This window comes from Rothia sp. HC945, assembly GCF_051370785.1.
Taxonomy (GTDB): Bacteria; Actinomycetota; Actinomycetes; order Actinomycetales; family Micrococcaceae; genus Rothia.
The window spans coordinates 11799-32737 of record NZ_JBFCSN010000002.1; the positions used below are offsets into that span (position 1 = coordinate 11799).

Genomic DNA, 20939 nt, shown 5'->3' on the forward strand with positions numbered 1-20939 from the left:
CTCTGTTGGGGCACCGTGCTCACCTCTCCTAGCTCGAGTAAGCCGAGTTTTCCTCGACATAATCGTGGGTCAGGTCGTTGGTCCAGATGGTCCCGGACTCGCTCCCGGCGCCAAGGTCTATCACGACGTTCACTATTCGGTCCGCGGACAGGTCAACCAGCGACCGGTCCTCACCAATGGCGCCACCCCGGCAGATCATGACTCCGTTGATGGATACGTTGACGTCCGAGGGGTCGAAGTCCACCGACGTGGTCCCCACCTCGGAGAGGATGCGTCCCCAATTCGGATCGTTGCCGAAGATCGCGCACTTGAAGAGGTTGGAACGCGCCACGGCACGAGAAACCTCCAACGCCTGGGCCTCCGAGGAGGCCCCGACGGTGGTGACGTGAATATCGTGACTGGAACCTTCGGCGTCGCCGATCAGCTGGAGGGCCAAGCTCACGCAAACCCGAGTGAGGGCATCCGTGAACTCCTGCTGTTCGGGGACCGCGCCACTGGCGCCCGAGGCCATCAACGCGACGGTGTCGTTCGTGGACATGCAACCGTCCGAGTCGGCCCGGTCGAAACTGCGCTCCGTGGCCGAGCGCAGAGCCGCATCGAGGTTCTCCGCGGACATCGAGGCATCGGTGGCGAGGACCACGAGCATCGTCGCCAAGCCTGGGGCCAACATTCCGGCGCCCTTGGCGATCCCGCCGATGCGTACTGGCCCCTGTTCAGTCTGAAGGGTCACGGAGGCCTTCTTGGACACGGTGTCGGTGGTCATGATGGCCGACGCCGCGGCGTCGTCGTACTCGGGGCCTTCGCCCAGTGAGTCCGCCGCGTCCCGAAGCCCCGGCAGCAACAGATCCATCGGCAGTTGCTCGCCGATGAGACCCGTCGAGCACACGAGCACATCGCCCGCGGCCGCGTCGGTCAGCGTGGCAACTTCCTCGGCGGTCCGGTGGGTGTTGCGAAACCCCTCGGTTCCCGTGCAGGCATTCGCGCCACCGGAATTGAGAACGACGACGTCCACCCGCCCGTCGCCCACCACCTCGCGAGACCACTCGACCGGCGCCGCGGCGAAACGATTCGTGGTGAACACAGCCGCGGCAGTGAATTCGGGGCCCAAGTTGCGCACGAGGGCGACGTCCATCCCGCCACTGGCCTTCAACCCGGCGGACACCCCGGAATATTCGAATCCGCGGATTCCGGCCAGTCCGTTCTCGACGTCGATCTCCGGAGCGTTCTTCGGTTCTGAACTCATGGCACGAGTCCTTCCTGGTCAAGGCCTGTGGTCTCCGGGAGGCCCAGGGCAATGTTCATCGACTGGACGGCACCACCCGCAGTGCCCTTGGCCAGGTTGTCTATCGCGCAGGTGACGATCACGCGCCCGACATGCGGATCGAGCGCCAGCTGCATCACGGCGTGGTTGCTTCCCTGCACCGACTTGGTGGTCGGCCACTGGCCTTCGGGAAGCACATGGACGAACGGTTCGGAGGAGTACGCCGCACCCCAGGCAGCGCGAAGTTCGTCCTCGCTCACACCCGGAAGAATTCGAGCCGTCGCGGTGGTCAGAATGCCGCGAGGCATCGGAGCCAGGGTTGGGGTGAAGCTCACGCTCACGGGCTCGCCCGAGGCATCGCCGAAGCCCTGCTCCATCTCGGGAGTGTGGCGGTGCACGCCGCCGACACCGTACGGAGACATCGACGACATGGCTTCGCTGGCCATCAAATGCGGCTTGGCGGCCTTGCCGGCTCCCGAGGTTCCGGACGCTGCAACGATGACGATGTCCTCCGGGTCGAGCAGACCAGCGGCAAGGCCGGGGGCCAATGCGAGCTGAGCACTCGTGGGGTAACAACCCGGCACGGCAATCCTCGAAACACCGGCCAATTCCTCTCGTTGCTTGGTCGGCGCTCCGGTCCGGTACGGCGCGGTGATCAGCTCGGGCAGACCGTACGGCCAGTGACCTGCGTGCTCCGTCCCGTAGAAACGAGCCCACGCGTCCGGGTCTCGGAGCCGGTGGTCTGCCCCGGCGTCGATGACGAGTGTCCCTTCGGGCAGCTCGGCCGCCACGGGGCCACTTGCTCCATGGGGCAGGGCAAGGAAAACGACGTCGTGCCCGGACAATGTCGCCGCACTGGTCTCCTGGACCGTGAGGTCGGCCAGGGATCGCAGGTTCGGGGCCAGTTCCCCCAATCGCGCGCCCGCGGTGGAATTCGCGGTCACGGTGGTCACGTCCACCTGGGGGTGCTGAGACAAAAGGCGGAGGACCTCTCCGCCCGCGTAGCCCGTGGCACCGGATACTGCTACCGAAAATGTCATGACGACACTGTACCGCAGATTTATACAGTGGTCTAAATCTTTATGCATGGAGCGACTAGGATGGCCGCGAGATCACTTCACGACCGAAGGAGTTGGCTTTGTCAGAGCAGATACCGGAGTCCATGACCGCAGTGGTCGCGCCTTCCAGCGGAGGGCCAGGGGTCTTCGAAGAGAGATCCGTGCCCGTCCCTGAGCCTTCGGGCACCCAATTGCTGGTCAGAACCAAGGCCACGGGCGTGAATTTCATCGAGACCTATCAACGCTCGGGCGTGTACGACGTGTCCTACCCCTTCGTCCCGGGCAGCGAGGCCGTAGGCGTCGTTGTGGCGGCCGGGCCGGGGGCCGTCAATGCCACGGTGGGCGATCGCATCGCCACGAGTCAGGCCACGGCCACATACGCCGAATATTTCGTGGTGGATGACGACAAGAGCGTCCGCATTCCGGAGGGCATCGATCCCATGGACGCTGCCTGTCTGCCCCTCCAGGGCGTCACGGCACACTATTTGGTTCGGTCCACGTACCCGGTCAGTGCATCGGACACGGTTCTGTTTCACGCGGGTGCAGGCGGAGTCGGAGGCCTGGCCATCCAGATGATCAAGAACCTCGGTGCGCGGGTAATCGCCACGGTGTCCTCTGACGAGAAGGAACAGATCGCGCTCGGTCACGGGACCGATCACGTGGTGCGCTATGACGACTTCGCCGATCGGACCCGCGAGCTGACGGACGGCCGCGGCGTCGACGTCGTGTACGACTCGGTCGGGAAGACGACTTTCGAGGACTCGCTGACAACCCTGAAGCCGCGCGGAATGGCTGTCCTCTTCGGAGGCGCCAGCGGCCAGGTGCCACCTTTTGACCTTCAGCGGCTGAACGCGATGGGTTCACTGTACGTAACACGTCCGTCGATGGGAGCGTATCTGCGGGACCGGCGCGAACTCGAGTGGCGCATGGGCGAGCTCTTCGACGACATCCTCGCGGGGCGCCTGAAGATCACCCATGACCAGACCTTCCCTCTCGCGGATGCCGCTGGCGCCCACGAGTACCTCGAGGGCAGGAAGACTCGTGGAAAGGTTCTCCTGGAGCCTTGAGCCGGTAAGCGGTGTCCTCACCGCGGGACACGGAGCTCATGCCCTGAACCCGGTGACGGGACACATGACGAAGGACCGCCCAGCATTTGCTGGGCGGTCCTTGATCGCTTCTCTGACGAGCGGTCATCGAGCAAGACGACCACGACTGTTTCTAGGCCTCGATCTCCTCGTGGCGGGTCCTGCGCCCGGCGTAGACGGCGCCCACGACACCGGCGAGGAACACGAGGATCGCACCGGCGATCATCAGCCACCCGTTGCGTTTCTCCGCGGATACGGAATCGTCGGTCACGGGCTTGAGTGATCCCGGGTCGTCCGTCTTGACGACCTTCAGCACGCCGTCGTCCACCGCCATCAGTGCGTCGACGTTCTGGGGGAAGTCGTCATCCTGGGCCCCAGTCTGGGTTCCACGGAATTGGACCTGCTGCCCCGGCTTCACATCGATCGGGTCGTTCACGCCGCCGTCGAACCGCTGATAGGACACGTTCGTGTCCTTCGGCAGGTTGCCTTGGTAGACACCGTTGAACGTCTTGGTCTGCAGATCATTGGTCGAGGTCAGGAACTGACCGGAGACCACCCAGGAATGGCCGGCGTGCGGAGCGTCCTCCTTTGCCGCGTGCAGCGCGCGAACGCCACCGTAGGTCAGCAACCCGGCCAGCAGCAGAGCGACAATGACGATGAGAACCCCCAGCCATCGCCATTTGGACCGGCGGCGGAGATAGCGCCCCGAGTGCTCGTCGTCCTCGTCAAAGCCAAAGAAGTCTTCTGACACGATTCTCCTCGTCTACCGGATCATGCGGGGGAAGCCCGGTCTCGTGCGGTGGATTCCGAACAGTCTACCCGCGGAGAACGGCCCCGTGGCGTTGCGAAGCAAGCTCGATTGCGGCCTCTCTGATCTCACTCGCCTCGTCGTTCGTCAGTGTGCGGTCAGGAGCACGGAAACGCATGGCGCATGCCAATGATTTCTTGTGCTCCTCGATGCCCGATCCACGGTAGTCGTCGAAGACGCGCACATCCTCGAGCAACTCGCCCGAGCCTTCGCGCAACGTCTTCAGGACATCGGCCGCGGGGATATCGGCGTCGAGCACCAGGGCGACATCTTGGGTCACCGCCGGGTACCCGGAGATGGCCTCCGCCGACACTGGTGCACCCGCAGTACGGGCCAGCTCGGTGAAGTCGATCTCGACAGCAACCGTTCTCGTCGGCAGGTCCAAGTCTTTGAGGACCTGAGGGTGCAATTCGCCGGCCCAGCCGACACGCCGTCCGTCCGCAACGAAGAGCTCCGCGGTTCTGCCGGGATGGAATGCCTGGTGACGTCCCTGACGGACATCCAGACGTACCCCCGCCGTGTCGGCCACCATGCGTGCGACATCGAGCGCATCCTGCCAGTCGTACGCGCGCGGGGTGACTCCTGGCGAGACCTGGGCATCGTGACCGGTCAAGATCGCGGCGATATGGCGGGGCTGGCGCGGCAGGCCCGCGTGCAGATCGGCCAGGACACCGGGATCGGGCTTCTGCCCGACCGCAGGAATGTTCTGCGTTCCCAGATGCTCACGGGGGTGGAAGACCAGAGCCGACTCGTACAGGGCCAGGTCACGGAATCCTCGCGAATGGTTGCGCTTGAGCACCTGGACGAGGCCGGGAAGCAGCGACGTCTGCAACGATCCGAAGGACTCGCTGATCGGATTCGCCAATGCGATCGCCGGGACGGGCTCGTTTTCCTCGGGGGTGCCGAAGAGACGGTTGTCGGCCTCGCTGACAAATGGATACGAAGCCACCTCGGTGAGTCCCGCGGCCGCCAGGGCATTGAGACAACGCCGACGCACCGACTGCTCGACGGTCAGCCCACGGCCGCTGGGCGGAACAGGAAGGGTGGACGGGATCTTCTCGTACCCGGAGAGCCTTGCGACCTCTTCCGCAAGGTCCTCGGGTTCGAGCAGGTCGGGACGCCATGAAGGCACCGTCACCTGAAGAACGTCGCCCGTGCGGACCACGGTCGCGCCGATGTCCTCCAGAATCGTGATGACGTCCGATTCGGCAATCTCCATGCCGATGCGTTTGCTCGGGTAGTCCACGGCACAGTGGATTTCGTGCGGGTAGTAGTGGTCGAAGACGTCCGTGACTCCCTCTTCGGCCCTGCCCCCGGCCAGTTCTTCGAGCAGCTCGACCGCGCGCTCGGCCGCGGCGGCCGCAACGAGAGGGTCAACCCCGCGTTCGAAACGCTTGGATGCTTCGGAAGGCAACCGGTGGCGACGTCGCGTCCGTGCGATCGACACTTCCTCGAACCGCGCCGCTTCCACCAGGATGCGGCGGGTCGAAGCAGTCACCTCGGTCGAGGCTCCCCCCATGACGCCCGCCAGGCCGATCGGGCCGGTCTCGTCGGTGATGAGCAGGTCCTCCGGGTCGAGGGAACGTTCTTTCCCATCGAGGGTCGTCAGGGTCTCCCCCGCATGCGCACGTCGAACCTCAATGGCCCCCGTCAGTCGATCGGCATCGTAGAAATGCAGTGGCTGACCGTACTCGAGCATCACATAGTTGGAAATGTCGACCGGCAGTGAGATCGAACGGATCCCAGCGAGCCTCAGGCGGGAGGACATCCACGGAGGTGTCGGAGCCTCGGGATCAACTCCGGATACTGTCCTGGCCACGAACCGCGTGGCGCCCTGATGGTCGTGAATGGGGGCGTCGTCGCGTATCTTCACCGGGTGGCCCGACGCGTTCGCGGCGGGAGCGCGTTGCGCGAGGTCGGTCGCGGGGTCCACGAAGTCCTCGTTCACGGCGTGGCAGTACTCGCGGGCAACGCCGCGGATCGAAAACGCATATCCACGGTCCGGCGTCACGTTGATTTCGGCAGCTTCGTCGTCGAGACCCAGCAGTGCCAGCGCGTCCGAGCCGATCTCAGGGTCGAGCCCGAGGGTGGACAGCACCAGGATCCCGTCGTGATCATCACCGATGCCCAATTCGCGAACCGACGCAATCATTCCGGCGGATACGTGACCGTAGGTTTTGCGGGCCGCAATCGCAAAGTTTCCGGGCAGCACGGCCCCGGGAAGGGTGACCACGACCTTGTCCCCCGGCGCGAAATTGTGCGCACCGCAGACGATGCCCTGGATTCCCGACGGGTCGATGCCCTCGCCGGTCAGTGTCTGTTCTTCGCCCTCGGGAACCACCCGAACCGTGCACCAGTTGACGGTCTTGCCGTTGGAGTGTTCCTCCGGTTCCATCGTGAGCACCTGCCCGACGACGACGGGTCCGGAAATATCGTCCGACGGCCGGTGTACATCTTCTTCCTCGAGTCCCACACGGACGAGGGTCTCCATCAGGTACTCCGCGGAGGCACCCTCGGGGAGGGGCGCATACTCGCGCAACCATGACAGGGGAATACGCATGAACTAAATCTCCATCCCAAAGTGCTCGCTGAAGCGAACGTCGCCTTCGATCATGTCCCTCATGTCCGGGACGCCGTTGCGGAACATGAGCGTCCTCTCGACACCCATGCCGAAGGCGAAACCGGAATACTGGTCCGGGTCGACTCCCCCGGCCCGCAGAACATTCGGGTGAACCATGCCGCAACCGCCCCACTCGATCCACTGGGGCCCGCCCTTGGCGTTGGGGTGCCACACGTCCATTTCGGCGGAAGGCTCGGTGAACGGGAAGTAGTTCGGACGGAGCCTGATCCTTGCCTCGGAGCCGAACATCTGGCGGGCGAAGTGCTCGAGGGTCCCCTTCAGATCGGCCATGGTCAGCCCCCGGTCTACGGCCAGCCCCTCGATCTGGTGGAACACCGGGGTGTGGGTCGCGTCAAGCTCGTCGGTGCGGTAAACCCGCCCCGGGCACACGATGTACAAAGGCAACTCACGCTGGTGGAGGGCACGCATCTGGACCGGCGACGTGTGTGTGCGAAGCACGAGATGCGCCTCGGCCGGGTCCACGAAGAAGGTGTCCTGCAGCTCTCGAGCGGGATGGTCCGGCTTGAAATTCAGCGAATCGAAGTTGAACCACTCCGATTCGACCTCGGGGCCGTCCTCGACTTCCCATCCCATGGAAACGAACATGTCCGTGGCCTGCTCCTGCAGAAGAGCCACGGGATGGCGTCCGCCGATGGAGCGATGTCCCGAACCTGCCGTGACGTCAACGGCCTCTTCAACGAGGATCCGCGCCGCATGCTCCGCTTCGAGCTGCTCATTGCGGGTCTCCAGCGCCTGGGTGATTCTGGCCCGAGTCTGACCGAGGAGCTTGCCGATCTCCTTCTTGTGCTGATTCGACAGCGAGCGCATCTGCCGGTTGGCGACGCCGACGCCAGACTTCTCCCCCGTGAACCGGAGCCGAACCTGCTTGAGTGCGTCGAAGTCCGGAGTCCGGTTCTCGATGCTCTCAATGGCCTGGTCGGCTTCCGCGGAAAATGCTTCGCGAACTCGCTCCAGGCCCCGTTCGGGTTCTGTGTCCAGAACGCCGGCCATGTCTTCGAGCACCGGGTCGGGGCCCGGCCATGGCGCGGCGTTGTCCGGCGACGTTTCAGTCATGAACAACTCATCTCTTGGATCTGATTCGTACTGCGGGATGCTCGAGGGGCCGATCCGACGCAGGGCAGCTGATCGAAATGTTCGCTCGAGCACCACCAGTCTAGAGGATATGGAGGCTCCTCAGCTCACCCTGTGGACGAGCGCCTCTACGATCGGCAGGTCCGCCGGGATCCAGCCCAAGTTCCGGAGTCCGTCCACGTCAGACAGGTTCATCCAGCGAAGCTCGCTATGGTCCTCCAGAGGCTCGGGCACGCCTTTCGATACCGAACCCCAGAAGACCCTCATGGCCATGCGTTCGGTGAGCGGCCAACCCTGAGCCTGCGGTCCCGGAATTTCGGCGCCGAGGTCGATGTCCACGCCTAGTTCCTCGCGCAGTTCCCGGCGAAGCGCAGTCACTGCGTCTTCCCCCGGCTCCGCCTTGCCGCCCGGGAACTCCCAGAGCCCGGCCAGTGCCTCGGGGGCGGATCGACACGCGACGAGCAGGTGAGCCGGCTCGTCCAGGTCATCGACGAGCGCGGCCCCGACCACCTGGACCGGATAGGTTTTTTCCGTCATCGGGCGCTCCCCTCGCCGTCGTCACCCTCCGGTCCCTGGGGGACGTAATTCTCCCGGTAGATGTCCGGCTCAATGTAAATGAGGCGAGCCTCGGGCAGCTCGGATCTGATACGCGCCTCCGAAGCGTTGATCGCATCGACGAGACCCAGGGTATCGACGCTGCCACCGACCGCGATCTTGGCCGCAACCAGGATCTCCTCGGGTCCCATGTGCATGGTCTTGAGGTGGATCAACTCGATTCCTTCTTCCGAAGTCACGGCTTCCCTGATCATCCGCTCCTTCTCCGGGCCAGCCGATTCGCCGACGAGCAGGGACTTGATTTCGATGGCCAGGAAAATGGCGACGACGACCAGGAGCACCCCGATGGCCCCCGACCCGGCCGCGTCCCAACGCCCGTCTCCGGTGATCACCGTCATCACGACTCCGACCAGGGCCAGGCACAGGCCCGTCACGGCGGCGGAATCCTCCAACATCACGACCGGCAATTCGGGCGACTTGGCGGCGCGGAAAAAGCCCAACCAGCTTTTGCGCCCCCTCTTCGTTCGGGCTTCCTTGGACGCCACGAGGAGGGACCGCCCCTCGAGGAGGATCGACCCCACCAGGACCGCGATAGGGACCCATGCCCATGACTCAATCGCGTGGGGCTCGTGCCACTTCTCCCAGCCCTCGTAGAGAGAGAAGAGCCCGCCGAGACTGAACATCACGATCGACACCAGGAAGGCATAGATGTATCGGTTCTGACCGTGGCCGAACGGATGTTCCTTGTCGGCCTTTTTCCTGGACGCCTTGCCCCCGATCAGGAGAAGGATCTGATTGCCTGTGTCGGCGAGCGAATGGATCGATTCCGCCAGCATGGACGAGGACTTGGTCAGCAGGTACGCCCCGAATTTGAGGACGGCTATGCCCAAGTTGGCGCCGAGTGCCGCGAAGATCGCTGTGTTTCCGCCTTTGTCGGCCATTCTTTCGCTCCCGGTCGATGATTGGTTCTCAGGGTGAGTGCACCTACCGGCGCCGCGTCAGTTCCGCCTGGCTCGGGCGCTGGCATAGAGGCAAACGGTCGCTGCCGTGCCCACGTTGAGGGATTCGGCCCTTCCGTGGACGGGAACGGCGACGCGAGCGTCCGCCAATAGCTTTTCTTCATCGCTCAACCCCTGGGCTTCGTTGCCGAAGAGCCAGAGCGTGGGTCGACGCAGATCAATGCCGGTTGAGGGGATCTGCTTCTCCCCGCCGAGGCGGGCCTGAGCGGCGGCGTCGGCCAGGTCGTCGAGGTCATGGTCCCCGTGTCCGTCGGCGGCGAGGATCATCATGCCGCGATCTCGGGCCCGGCCCACGAGTTCGTGGAAGTCCATGCCGGCCGTGACCGGCAGGTGGAACACCGATCCCGCGGTCGACCTGATGGTCTTCGGATTCAGGACCTCGACGCTCCCCTTGGTCGTGACGACCGCGTCCGCACCGACCGCATCCGATGCACGAATGAGCGTCCCGGCATTTCCTGGGTCCTGGACCCGAACCATCGCGGAAACCAGACCGGGGTCGACGTTCGATGCCCAGGGCCCCGAACCGAGAACTTCCCGCCCGTGAGCAACGGCCAGCACACCCTGGGGTGTCAGCGCATCCGACATCGCGGCCAGGACCTCGTCGGATACCAGGCGCACGAAGAGCCTCCGCGGTTTGCCCGATGTCGACGGCGCCCCGGTCCCCGCGGCCGCCGCGATCGCATCGCTCAGATCGGGGTGGCGCTCGAGCGCTGCTTCGGTGACGTAGACGGCGTCCAGGATCGGCCGGTCGCGGTGAGCGGCCAGCGCCTCACGGACCCCTTGCGGCCCTTCCACCACGAAGAGCCCGGTCTTGGCTCGAGCCCTGGAACGCGCGAGTGCTGCGACGTCCTTGACGCGGTCGGCCCGCGGGTTGATCAGCGTTCGTTCCCGTGAGAGCAATTCGAAAGTATCCACCGTGTCAGGCTACCCGACGCGGGTGCTCCGCCCGTCGCGGTGACGGAAGTGCGCGGACGAAAGACGCCGCCGGACCGTCACCGGGTCGATGAACGACCAGGTGGGTGCGGCGGCGTCTTTTCCTCGAGTTGAGGCGTCAGGCTCTAGGCGGCCTTGGCGGAGGTGTCCTCGGGGAGGTTGTTCTTGGCGATGTCGACGAGTGCCTTGAACGCGGTCGGCTCGTTGACCGCCAGCTCGGAGAGCATGCGGCGATCGACCTCGACCTCAGCGGCCTTGAGGCCCTGGATGAAACGGTTGTAGGTCAGACCCTCGGCGCGAGCAGCGGCGTTGATGCGCTGGATCCAGAGCCGGCGGAAGTCGCCCTTCCTCTTGCGGCGGTGATCGTAGTTGTATACGAACGAGTGGGTGACCTGCTCCTTGGCCTTGCGGTAGAGCCGCGAGCGCTGACCGCGGTAGCCGGCCGCGCGGTCCAGGGTCGTACGACGCTTCTTGTGGGCGTTGACCGCCCTCTTCACACGTGCCACTTGTGCACTCCTATCTGTTCTGCGAACCGCACCCGGGCGGTCCAAAAATGTTGGCGGAACGGCCTCAGCCGATCGGAACGAGTGACTACTTGGTCAGCATCTTCTTGATGACCTTGGACTGACCGCCCGTGACGATCTGGTCGCTCGCGAGGCGACGGGTCAGACGGGAGGACTTGTGCTCCAAGTAGTGGCGGCGGTTCGCCTGCTGGCGCTTCACCTTGCCCGTGCCGGTCAGCTTGAAACGCTTCTTGGCACCCGAGTGAGTCTTCTGCTTCGGCATATCAGCCGTTCTCCTTACGTTTTCTCCCAACACGCTCACAGGGAGCGCGCGGGGTCGGACTTGCAACGACCGTTCAGGCCGCTGCTGACGGGGATCCAGCCGTGGGCAACCTGGCCCGGTCCGTGCGACCGACCGGTTGACACCTGATCATTCGGCGGAGGAATCGGTCTTCGGCTCGGCCGAAGTGCCGCTCTCCTGTCCCTTGGCTTGCTCTTTGAGCTCGGAAGGCATGGCGTCGGCCATGCTGTTGGTGACCGGCTCGGCAGACTTGGTGTCCACTCGCTCGCGCGACTTCCGGCCACCACCCTGCTGGTTCTTCTGTTCACGGCGCGCCTGCGCACGGCTTTCGGCCTTGTTGCGCAAGGGACCGAGGACCATGACCATATTGCGGCCGTCCTGACGGGGGTTGGACTCGACGGCCCCCACCTCTGCCAGGTCATCCGCCATGCGTTCGAGGAGACGGACCCCCATCTCGGGACGCTGCTGCTCGCGGCCGCGGAACTGGATCATGGCCTTGACCTTGTCACCGGCGGAGAGGAAACGTTTGGCGTGTCCTACCTTGGTCTCGTAGTCGTGGTCATCGATCTTCAGCCGGAAACGGATTTCCTTGAGCACCGTGTTCGTCTGGTTCCGCCGGGATTCGCGAGCCTTGACCGCGGCCTCGTACTTGTACTTGCCGAAGTCCATGAGCTTGCATACCGGCGGCTTGGCGGACGGTGCTACCTCGACCAGATCAAGATCCGATTCGCGCGCCAGACGCAGGGCGTCTTCTACGCGGACAATCCCAACCTGTTCGCCGCTTGGGCCTACCAGGCGGACTTCCGGGACGCGGATACGGTCATTGATACGTGGATCGCTAATGTGGCACTCCTGTAGTCAGCGGGTTTCCCCATAGGTTGTTGATAACTGCAACGGCAACAAAAAAGCCTCCGTTGCTTTCAAACGGAGGCTTGACCACGATACGAACAGCCCTCACCCATGGGATGAGTCCACGTCATCGTGACGCAACCCGGCAATCCGAGGGATTGGCGCGGGTGGGAGCGTAGCTCCGCTTGAAACTGGTGACCACTATACACCATCGGCACGCCCGCTCCCAGTGGTGTTCATGACAAACCTCGTCGCGGGAAGCCCGATCGCCGTTGCCTTGTGGGAAGCTGGACTCATGACCAACAATTCTTCTTCCCAGGACTCCGGCCGCGATACGAACCCGCGGGAGACCTTCCGATTCGACGAGTCCGTCGCGGCAGCGCAGAACCCTTCGGCCTCAGAGCCGACGCCCGAGGAGGTCGAAGCCATCGGGCAGCAAATGCGCGATATCGCCGACGTCGCGGCCGTCGAGGTCATCACCACCTCCGCGGTGCACATGATGAGTGCCGCGGCCGTGAAATGCGGTTTGGCTGCCGAAGAAGACGCGGAAGACGTCAAGGATCTCGACGAGGCTCGGAAACTCATCACGGCGTTGGCCGGGCTGGTCACGGCGGCGGCCCCCGAAATCGGCTCCCAGCATGCCGGTCCCCTGCGCGATGGCCTCCGCTCCTTGCAGCTGGCTTTCCGCGAGGCGTCCATCTCCCCGGACGCGCCCGGCCAGGGCCCCGGAGAAAAGTTCACCGGCCCCGTCTTCTGAGCGACGCCGGCCAGGGCACCGGTCGAGCCGCGTCGGTCGGGGCTTGGCCGGGTCGCGTGATCGAGCCCGGCCGCCGGGGCCGCGCTCACCGGTGCGGCGGCGCCCGCTATGGTTTGGGTCGTCGGTCCTGTGCGGCGCTCAGGATCCGGCGCGCAGACGAATGTCAGCCGAATCGACCCGATCCGCAAGGGTCTGATGAGCCGAGAAGCGCTTCTGGAATTCTTCGACCGACGTGTCGAGTTCCCGCTGATCCAGCCCGGGACGAATCGTGAGTTCAACGCTCAGCTCCGGCCCCGGCCCTCCGCCCGGAAGGAGGCGCCCTTCGGCATCGCGGCATCCCACTCCTCGCCCCGGAGCCATGTTGACCGACAGAACGGACGGGTCCGGCTCCCCGCATTCTTGCAACGCCTCGAGCACCTCGGGATCGGAATAAGCGGGACGCCACCTGGTGCCTTTGGCGATGGCCCACAGCGCCGGCCTGCGAACCACGAAAGTCAGCGTCGATCCAGGGTTCAGCACGAGCAGCTGGTTCTCGTCCTCGACGGCCGAGAGTGCCATTTTTCTCGAGTCCGCGGCTACGGGACGGGCCTGATCATGCCAGGAAGCCAGGTCCTCCACATTGGAGAACACGGGCAGGGCCTTGCGTCCGTCCGGTGCTTGGATGCTGACCAGCGCCATGTCCGACTCCTTGTCGGAGACGAGCCCTTCCTCGGTGACGTGGGATTGGGACAGCTCGGCGACCACGGGTGCAAACAACCGAACGTTCGCGAGGGCGTCGACGACGACCTCTTCCGGGGCTTCCCCGCGCGCGAAACGGCCGAGAGCCGCCTCGAGCTCCGTGGGCGTCAGCCCGTCATCGGAGGGATACGCGTGGGTGTGGGATGTCCCTTCCCCCAGATTTCGCCCCTCCCAGGGTTGTCCCCCGGTGTCCGTCGACCGCCCTGCACTCGCGAGCTGGGCACGAATGTGGGCGGGCAGCTCCTTCTTGCCGGTCATGGGCGCTCCGGACGCCCGGCGACGTCGAGGGCCTCGGCAAGTGTGAACTTTCCAGCATAGAGGGCCTTGCCCACGATGGCGCCCTCGACACCGTGGGGCACCATGGCGCGCAAGGACTCGATGTCCTGCAGGGACGAGATGCCGCCGGAGGCAACCACCGGCTTGTCGGTGCGACGGGCCACCTCGGCGAGAAGTTCGGTGTTGGGACCTTTCAACGTCCCATCCTTCGTCACGTCCGTGACCACGTAGCGGGCGCACCCGTCGTCGTTGAGCCGATCGAGAACCTCCCAGAGGTCACCGCCCTCCTGCGTCCACCCGCGTGCCGCCAACGTGGTGCCCCGCACGTCGAGGCCCACGGCGATGACGTCACCGTGTTCGGCGATCACGCGCTTGGTCCACTCGGGGTTTTCCAGCGCGGCCGTTCCGAGGTTGATGCGCGCAGGTTTGAGGTCCAGAGCTCGTTCGAGTGACTCGTCGTCGCGAATCCCGCCGGACATCTCGATCCTGAGATCCAGCGACTGGGACACACGGCGAAGCACGTCAGCGTTGTTGCCTCGTCCGAAGGCGGCGTCCAAATCGACCAGGTGGAGCCACTCGGCCCCGGCCTCCTGCCAGGCCAGGGCGGCCTCGACCGGGTCACCGTAGCCCGTTTCCGATCCGGCCTCGCCCTGCACGAGCCGCACGGCTTGACCGTCGGCTACGTCCACAGCAGGCAGAAGCTCGAGTTTTTCGTTGGTTGTCATGCGATGTGGTCCCCTCTAGTCCAGAGTTGTCACGTAAAAGCCATAGGCGAAGAAGGCGACCGCGAGCACCCAGAGGACGATCTGGGCGATGACGGTGATCTTCTGCTTGCGGAAGGAAATGGCGCCTCCGGCGAGGAAGGCACCGAAGGTCATGAGCAGCAGTCCTGAGACTATGGGGCTCACCGCGGGTCACGTCCTCTCGGGTCGATATCCTGATGTTCGAGGTCCACCTTCGCGCCGGCGGTTTCTAGACGCCCGGCGCGCGGAAGAGTGCCCAGCCAGTTCCGCAACAGCTGGAGGCCCGCCGTCGAGGACTTTTCTGGATGGAATTGCGTTGCAGACAACGGCCCGTTCTCCACGGCCGCGATGAACGGCCCTCCATGATCGGACCAGGTGACCTGCGGCGGCTTCATGACTTCGATGGTCTGGTCGAACTCCCATTCCTGCACTCCGTAGGAATGCACGAAATAGAACCTTTCGTCCTCCACACCGCGGAACAGAGTGCTGCCCTCCGGTGGTTGGACCGAGTTCCATCCCATGTGGGGCACGACGTCAGACCGCAGTCGCTCCACACGGCCGGGCCACTCCCCCAAACCGTCGGTCTCCTGCCCATGCTCGGACCCATGGTCGAAGAAGACCTGGAGACCCACGCAGATGCCGAGGACGGGACGCCCGCCGGCGATTCGGCGCCCGATCATTCTGGGAGCGCCCGCCGCTCTGAGGGAGCTCATGACTGCCGAGAAGGCGCCGACCCCGGGAACCACGAGCCCGTCCGCCCCGAGCACGTCGGACTCCGAGCGAGACAGGACGACGTCGGCGCCCGCGGCTTCCAACGCCCGAACCGCAGAACGGACGTTACCGGCCCCGTAGTCGAGAACGGTCACGGTCGGACGCGAGCTGTCGGACTGCTCGAACGAATCCTTCGCGGGTTCGGACATCATCTACAGGGCTCCCTTGGTGGAAGGGATACCCTCTACTCGCGGATCCGACTCCACGGCCTCGCGCAACGCTCGGGCCAACGCTTTGAACTCTGCTTCCGCAATGTGGTGGGGATCCCTGCCGGAGACGACGTCCATGTGCAAGCAGATCCCTGCGTGGAAGGACAAGGCTTCCAGGACGTGGCGCACCATAGAACCGGTGAAGTGCCCACCAATCAGGTGAAACTCAAAACCTTCCGGCTCCCCTGTGTGGACGAGAAAGGGGCGACCGGAAATATCCACGACCGCTCGGGCCAGCGCCTCGTCGAGAGGCACCGCGGACTGACCGAACCGACGGATTCCACGTTTGTCCCCCAGAGCTTCCTTCAATGCCTCACCCAGGACGATGGCCGTATCCTCCACGGTATGGTGCACGTCCACGTGGGTATCTCCCGAGCATCGGATGTCCAGATCGATCAGGGAATGCTTGGACAGCGCTGTGAGCATGTGATCGTAGAACGGCACGGTCGTCTCGATACGGGACCGTCCGGTTCCATCCAGGTTGATGTCGACGGAAACCGTGGATTCGCTGGTTTCGCGGCTCATGCTGGCTGTGCGGGCCGGTGATGGGGTCGTCATGACTCTCCTGCGGTCGAGAGGGCTCGGCCCTCACTGTCTGGATCGGTTCCGAAAGTCTCAGGCGTCGGCGGAGTCCAGGTCCCGCCGCCGCTCGATGTGCCTGTCCAGACTATCGAGAAAAGCGGTGGTTTCTTCCTCGGTCCCCGCCGTGACGCGCAGATGCCCCGGAATTCCGACGTCACGAATCAGGACGCCGTCTTCCAGCAGGTCCTGCCACAGCCCGTGGCTGTCCCCCACCCCGCCGAAGAAGACGAAATTCGAATCCGAGGAGGCGGGGCTCAGGCCCAGGTCCCGCAAGTGCTCGACGATGCGGTCCCTCTGTTTCTTGATGTCCTCCACGTTGGACAGAAGCTGCCCGCGGTGACGCAGAGCAGCCAAGGCCGTGGCCTGCGTGACAGCGGACAAGTGGTACGGGAGCCTGACCAGCTTGATCGCATCCACCACGGCGGGAGCCGCCGTAAAGTAGCCGATCCTGGCGCCTGCCAGAGCGAACGCCTTGCTCATGGTTCGGGTGACGATGAGTCGTTCGCGCCCCGGCAACAACCTGAGCGCCGTCCGATCAGGGTCCCTGGCGAACTCGGCGTAGGCTTCATCGACCACGACGATGCCATCGAAGGATGTCGCGGCGTCGTACACGGCCTCGACGACCTCGGGGTCGAGAGCCGTGCCGGTCGGATTGTTGGGGGAGCAGAGGACGGTGATGGCAGGCTTTTGGTCGGCAACTTGACGGGCCGCGGATTCGGGCGACAGCGAGAAATCCTCGGCCCTGTCCCCCGCCACAAATTCCGTATTGGTCCCCGAAGCCAAGAGCGGATACATCGAATACGTTGGGACGAAACTCAAGAGCCGGCGACCCGGACCGCCGAAAACTTGCAGGATCTGCTGGAGAATTTCGTTCGACCCATTGGCCGCCCACAGGTTGTTCTGGTCGAGGCCGTGTCCCACAAAAGCGGCCAGCTCGGAACGGAGCTCCGTGAAATCACGGTCCGGGTAACGATTGAGCGAACGAGCCGCTTCTCGCACTCCTTCGGTCACCGCCTCCACAACCTCGGCCGGCATAGGATGCGTGTTCTCGTTGACGTTCAACGCGTACGGCACCTCGAGCATGGGGGCGCCGTAAGGGGACCGACCTCGAAGGTCGTCCCGGAGGGGCAGGTTGTTCAACGCGTCCAATGAGTCAGTCACCCCACCATGCTAAGGACCGCCGAACCTTACTCCGAAATTATCGGGACAATAAGACGCTGTCCGGGGGTAACCTGTCCGCTGCCCAGATCGTTCAGATCGTTGATCTTGTCCATGGTCACTCGAACATCCGCGCTGGAATCCACGTCCCGAGCGATGTCCCACAGGGTGTCCCCGCTGCCGACGACGACGGATTGCGTGGTCGAGGCGGCATTCTCCGTACCCGCCTGCGCGGTGCCCGGCACGAGGAACATCATGAGAGCCACCGCGAGGACAACGACGGCGGACAGGACCGGCAACCCGAAGAACACGAAACGGCCTCGTCGAGTCAGCGACATGTGTGAGGTTCGGGCACGAGCGGCTCCTACGTGACGGATCCATTCCGCGTCACGGCCCTTGGTCTGAGTAAACGTGCTCATGCGAAGATCCCTTCGTATTCGGCGTGAGTGATGAGAGTTCGAACAGATGTTCGAGTTCGTACGTCTGTTCTACCAAAGTCTTCGAACACTGTCGAGAAAAATAGAACACTTGTTTGATTTGCCACTTCCTCTGGCCTAGCCTGAGGGGTAACGCAAATCGGTTGTACCGGCCGGATCGCATTCCCTCTGGGGAGGACTCCTTCGGTGCGACTTTCAGCAACCGCATCCGAACGGGCGACGGCACGATGATCGTGGTCGCCTGGGCCGTAGTTCCAGTACACACGGGGCGACTGACAACTTAAGCACCTCCAGGGAAGGACGAACCGGTGGCCACCCAGCTTCCTCACCAGGCCAAGCCGCTCACCCCGCGACAGCGCAGAATTCTCGAAGCGATTGCATCGTCCGTCGAGACGCACGGCTATCCGCCGTCCATGCGAGAGATCGGCGACCTGGTCGGGCTGTCCAGCCTGTCGAGCGTGACCCATCAGCTCTCGCGGTTGGAAGCCCTTGGCTTCATCCGTCGCGATCCGAAACGACCGCGAGCCATCGAGGTGCTTTGCGAAACACCCGTGGGTGAAGAGGGTCCTCGGTTCCCGGCCGCCACGGCCCAGGAACCGGCCGTGGCGGAACCATCAAGAGAAAAATCGAACGACAAGGTCGTGCCGCTCTTCCCGGAGAGCCAACCGGATGGGGCAACCGCCCAGGTGCCGCTGGTCGGCCGAATCGCCGCGGGTGTTCCCATCACAGCTGAGCAGCACGTGGACGACGTCGTCGCCCTCCCCCGTCAATTGGTCGGCCAGGGCCAGCTCTTCATGCTCGAGGTCCGAGGAGACTCGATGGTCGAGGCCGCGATCTGCGACGGCGACTGGGTTGTGGTCCGTCAGCAGAGCGACGCGGAGAACGGCGACATCGTCGCGGCGCTGTTGGACGACGAGGCCACGGTCAAGACCTTCCGGCAACGGGACGGGCACACCTGGCTGCTGCCTCAGAACCGACAGTACGAGCCGATTCTCGGAGACCACGCGACGATCATGGGCAAGGTCGTTTCGGTCCTGCGCTCGATGTGAGTCCGGCCCCGGCCAGCTTCACTCGGTCCCGGGCGCGGGGCCCGGCGCGCGTACGCATCGCGCGGTCAGCGTGCACCGGGCCGGAATCAACCGGCGGCGAGCCTCCGCAGGGCCGCGGTGACCGTCGGCAACTTGTCAGTGGTCCACAACGGGGGCAATGCGCTGCGCAGGAACCCGCCGTAGCGTGCGGTGGCGAGTCTGGAATCCAGGACGGCGACGACGCCGCGGTCTTCTTGCGAACGGATCAGCCGACCGGTCCCCTGGGCCAGCCTGATGGCCGCGTGATAGGCCGAGACAGCCATGAATCCATTCCCTCCGGTCTGGCTCACTGCCCTGGCCCGTGCGGAGGAAAGCGGGTCGTCGGGACGCGGAAACGGAATCCGGTCGATGATCACCAGGCGACACGACGCTCCCGGAACATCGACCCCCTGCCACAAGCTCATGGTCCCAAACAGGCAGGTATCGGCGTCTTCCGTGAATTCCTTGACCAGCCCGCGCAAGGAGGATTCGCCCTGGACGAGGACCTCCAGGTCAGAATTGTTCCTCACGTACTCGGCCGCCTGCTCGGCCCCTCGCTTGGACGAGAACAGCCCCAAGGTCCCTCCGCCCGAGGCCTCGACCAGTTGGAGCACCCGCTCGAGCTGTTCCTCAGAAACTCCCCGCGCCGGTTTCGGCAGGTCCGAGGCGAGATACAGCATTCCCTGCTTGGGATAGTCGAACGGTGAGCCCACATCGAGGCCCTCCCACGCGGGCGCCTTCTCGCCTCTGAGACCGAGCGATCCGGCCGCCGAGTCGAAGGAGTGACCGATGGAGAGGGTCGCCGAAGTCAGGACGACCGTACGGTCCTGGAACAAGCCCTCCCGAAGCCTCGAAGCCACCGACAACGGCGCCACGTGAATGGTGGCCGGGTCGGTATCGGCCGCCGCAACGTAGCCGCGTCCCGGCTCCCAGCCCCCAACTCGGCTGATCCACACGACCTCGTACTTGCCGTCGGCGCCGAGCGTCCTCTCCGCCAGCTCGAGGACCTCGGTCAGCCGGGCTCGGGCAGTCTGTCGACCGGCGTCGGCGTCTTTGCCTTCCGGCTTGGTGTCGGACAAAGCCGCGCGGCTCGCGTCACGCACCAGTTCCATGGCCCTCTGCAGATCCGGGGTCAGACCGTGTGCCATGAGCTCCGCGGGCTTCCCGGTGCAGGCGGCGTCCAATGCGTCGGCGGCAGCGGTCAGCGGGTCGTGCGAGGCGCTCGTGTGCTTGCGCACCGCTCTGGCCGCGGAGCGCACCATGACGGGCGAAATCGCTCCGGTCACCGCACCCGTGACCCGATCGACGAGTTCATGGGCCTCATCGACGATCACGGTGTCATGCTCCGGAAGGACACCGATTCCTTCGAAGGCGTTGATCGCCAGGAGCGCGTGGTTGGTGATGACGATGTCGGCCTCGCCGGCCTTCTGTCGCGCCAGTTCCGAGAAGCATTCCTCAACCAGGGGGCACTTGCGGCCGAGGCATTCTGACGCGGTCACGGAAACCTGTCTCCACGCCTTGTCGCTGACCCCGGGCAACAGCTCGTCCCGGTCTCCGGTGTCGCTCGTTTCCGCCCAGGAGCGGAGACGCACGATTTCCTCGGCGAGTCCCGTGCCACCGCGATCCGGATGGCCAGAAGCGGACGCCCCCTCGGAGTTCAGGGAGAAGAGCGCGTTGGGGTCTTCTTCCTCGGGGTACCCGCCCTCGAGTTTGTGCAGACACACGTAGTTGTTCCGCCCTTTGAGCAGGGAGACGTCGACCGGGCGCTCGAGCTGGTCGTCCAAGGTTTCGAGCAGGCGCGGCATGTCTCGGGTGACGATCTGCGCCTGGAGTGCCAAGGTCGCGGTTGCCACCACAATCGGGGACTCGGCGTCGATCGCGCGCCGGATCGCCGGAATCAAATACGCCAACGACTTGCCCGTTCCCGTACCGGCCTGAACCAGCAAATGCTTGTTCGTCTCCAGAGCCTGCGCCACGTGGGCGGCCATGCGCCTCTGCCCGTCACGCCGTTGTCCGCCCGTCCTGTCGACTGCGGTGTCCAGCAGCTCCAGGACGTCCTTGGCGCCCGGCAGCGTCTCCGGTTCCTCACCCGTCGGCGCAGTATTCATGAATCCAGC

General features: G+C 64.6%; 22 protein-coding genes. 3 read left to right on the top strand and 19 right to left on the bottom strand.

Features of this window, described 5'->3' with window-relative positions; all coding sequences use genetic code 11:
- Positions 1-28: 28 nt before the first annotated feature.
- Together argJ and argC are read right to left on the bottom strand one after the other, a co-directional pair.
- A complete protein-coding gene (argJ, locus tag AB0Y14_RS08630; protein ID WP_436588865.1) occupies positions 29-1243 on the bottom strand; it encodes a bifunctional glutamate N-acetyltransferase/amino-acid acetyltransferase ArgJ in 1215 nt (404 codons plus the stop codon).
- Complete coding sequence (gene argC, locus AB0Y14_RS08635; protein ID WP_436588866.1) at positions 1240-2301, bottom strand: N-acetyl-gamma-glutamyl-phosphate reductase; 1062 nt, start codon at positions 2299-2301, stop codon at positions 1240-1242. The genes argJ and argC overlap by 4 nt, the downstream gene beginning before the upstream one ends.
- A gap of 122 nt (positions 2302-2423) precedes the next feature.
- On the opposite strand from argC, the gene AB0Y14_RS08640 reads away from it, so the two are divergent.
- A complete protein-coding gene (locus AB0Y14_RS08640; protein ID WP_436589113.1) occupies positions 2424-3386 on the top strand; it encodes a quinone oxidoreductase family protein in 963 nt (320 codons plus the stop codon).
- Positions 3387-3537: 151 nt separating this feature from the next.
- Here the strand turns inward: AB0Y14_RS08640 and AB0Y14_RS08645 are convergent, their stop codons facing one another.
- From AB0Y14_RS08645 to infC, 9 genes are all read right to left on the bottom strand, one after another.
- Positions 3538-4155 (bottom strand): hypothetical protein, encoded by a 618-nt coding sequence (locus AB0Y14_RS08645; RefSeq protein WP_436588867.1) that lies wholly within the window; start codon positions 4153-4155, stop codon positions 3538-3540.
- A gap of 64 nt (positions 4156-4219) precedes the next feature.
- Positions 4220-6772, bottom strand: coding sequence for a phenylalanine--tRNA ligase subunit beta (pheT, locus tag AB0Y14_RS08650; RefSeq protein ID WP_436588868.1), 2553 nt, complete (start codon positions 6770-6772; stop codon positions 4220-4222).
- A 3-nt stretch (positions 6773-6775) separates the two neighbouring features.
- The gene (gene pheS / locus AB0Y14_RS08655; protein WP_436588869.1) at positions 6776-7906 is read right to left on the bottom strand and encodes a phenylalanine--tRNA ligase subunit alpha; all 1131 of its coding nucleotides are present in this window, start codon (positions 7904-7906) and stop codon (positions 6776-6778) included.
- A 120-nt stretch (positions 7907-8026) separates the two neighbouring features.
- Positions 8027-8461: a (deoxy)nucleoside triphosphate pyrophosphohydrolase gene (locus tag AB0Y14_RS08660; protein ID WP_436588870.1), complete on the bottom strand. Its 435-nt coding sequence runs from the start codon at positions 8459-8461 to the stop codon at positions 8027-8029.
- Positions 8458-9420 carry a cation diffusion facilitator family transporter gene (locus AB0Y14_RS08665; RefSeq protein ID WP_436588871.1) on the bottom strand — a complete coding sequence of 321 codons (963 nt, stop codon included), beginning with the start codon at positions 9418-9420 and terminating at the stop codon, positions 8458-8460. The genes AB0Y14_RS08660 and AB0Y14_RS08665 overlap by 4 nt, the downstream gene beginning before the upstream one ends.
- A gap of 57 nt (positions 9421-9477) precedes the next feature.
- Positions 9478-10413, bottom strand: a complete 936-nt coding sequence (locus AB0Y14_RS08670; protein ID WP_436588872.1) for a TrmH family RNA methyltransferase — start codon at positions 10411-10413, stop codon at positions 9478-9480.
- Positions 10414-10556: 143 nt separating this feature from the next.
- Entirely contained in the window at positions 10557-10937 is a 381-nt protein-coding gene (gene rplT / locus AB0Y14_RS08675) for a 50S ribosomal protein L20 (RefSeq protein ID WP_436588873.1), read from the bottom strand.
- 85 nt (positions 10938-11022) lie between these two features.
- Positions 11023-11217 (bottom strand): 50S ribosomal protein L35, encoded by a 195-nt coding sequence (gene rpmI / locus AB0Y14_RS08680; RefSeq protein ID WP_129315456.1) that lies wholly within the window; start codon positions 11215-11217, stop codon positions 11023-11025.
- Between the two features lie 147 nt (positions 11218-11364).
- Complete coding sequence (gene infC / locus AB0Y14_RS08685; RefSeq protein ID WP_436589114.1) at positions 11365-12078, bottom strand: translation initiation factor IF-3; 714 nt, start codon at positions 12076-12078, stop codon at positions 11365-11367.
- Positions 12079-12523: 445 nt separating this feature from the next.
- Between infC and AB0Y14_RS08690 the strand changes: the two genes are divergently transcribed.
- Entirely contained in the window at positions 12524-12841 is a 318-nt protein-coding gene (locus AB0Y14_RS08690) for a DUF1844 domain-containing protein (protein WP_436589115.1), read from the top strand.
- A 138-nt stretch (positions 12842-12979) separates the two neighbouring features.
- Here AB0Y14_RS08690 and AB0Y14_RS08695 read toward each other — a convergent pair whose 3' ends face one another.
- Genes AB0Y14_RS08695 through AB0Y14_RS08725 form a run of 7 tightly spaced genes read right to left on the bottom strand, consistent with a single transcriptional unit; the run spans position 12980 to position 17737 of the window.
- A complete protein-coding gene (locus AB0Y14_RS08695; RefSeq protein ID WP_436588874.1) occupies positions 12980-13837 on the bottom strand; it encodes an SseB family protein in 858 nt (285 codons plus the stop codon).
- Positions 13834-14580, bottom strand: coding sequence for a bifunctional 1-(5-phosphoribosyl)-5-((5-phosphoribosylamino)methylideneamino)imidazole-4-carboxamide isomerase/phosphoribosylanthranilate isomerase PriA (gene priA / locus AB0Y14_RS08700; protein ID WP_436588875.1), 747 nt, complete (start codon positions 14578-14580; stop codon positions 13834-13836). The genes AB0Y14_RS08695 and priA overlap by 4 nt, the downstream gene beginning before the upstream one ends.
- Positions 14581-14595: 15 nt before the next feature.
- The gene (locus AB0Y14_RS08705) at positions 14596-14763 is read right to left on the bottom strand and encodes a hypothetical protein (RefSeq protein WP_436588876.1); all 168 of its coding nucleotides are present in this window, start codon (positions 14761-14763) and stop codon (positions 14596-14598) included.
- Positions 14760-15521: an imidazole glycerol phosphate synthase subunit HisH gene (gene hisH / locus AB0Y14_RS08710; RefSeq protein ID WP_436588877.1), complete on the bottom strand. Its 762-nt coding sequence runs from the start codon at positions 15519-15521 to the stop codon at positions 14760-14762. The genes AB0Y14_RS08705 and hisH overlap by 4 nt, the downstream gene beginning before the upstream one ends.
- Complete coding sequence (hisB, locus tag AB0Y14_RS08715) at positions 15522-16136, bottom strand: imidazoleglycerol-phosphate dehydratase HisB (RefSeq protein WP_436588878.1); 615 nt, start codon at positions 16134-16136, stop codon at positions 15522-15524.
- Positions 16137-16193: 57 nt separating this feature from the next.
- The gene (locus AB0Y14_RS08720; RefSeq protein WP_436588879.1) at positions 16194-17321 is read right to left on the bottom strand and encodes a histidinol-phosphate transaminase; all 1128 of its coding nucleotides are present in this window, start codon (positions 17319-17321) and stop codon (positions 16194-16196) included.
- A gap of 26 nt (positions 17322-17347) precedes the next feature.
- On the bottom strand, positions 17348-17737 hold the full coding sequence (locus tag AB0Y14_RS08725; RefSeq protein WP_436588880.1) for a LysM peptidoglycan-binding domain-containing protein: 390 nt from the start codon (positions 17735-17737) through the stop codon (positions 17348-17350).
- Positions 17738-18063: 326 nt separating this feature from the next.
- On the opposite strand from AB0Y14_RS08725, the gene lexA reads away from it, so the two are divergent.
- Positions 18064-18804 (top strand): transcriptional repressor LexA, encoded by a 741-nt coding sequence (lexA, locus tag AB0Y14_RS08730; protein ID WP_436588881.1) that lies wholly within the window; start codon positions 18064-18066, stop codon positions 18802-18804.
- Between the two features lie 86 nt (positions 18805-18890).
- Here the strand turns inward: lexA and AB0Y14_RS08735 are convergent, their stop codons facing one another.
- Positions 18891-20930, bottom strand: coding sequence for an ATP-dependent DNA helicase (locus AB0Y14_RS08735; RefSeq protein ID WP_436588882.1), 2040 nt, complete (start codon positions 20928-20930; stop codon positions 18891-18893).
- Positions 20931-20939: the final 9 nt, after the last annotated feature.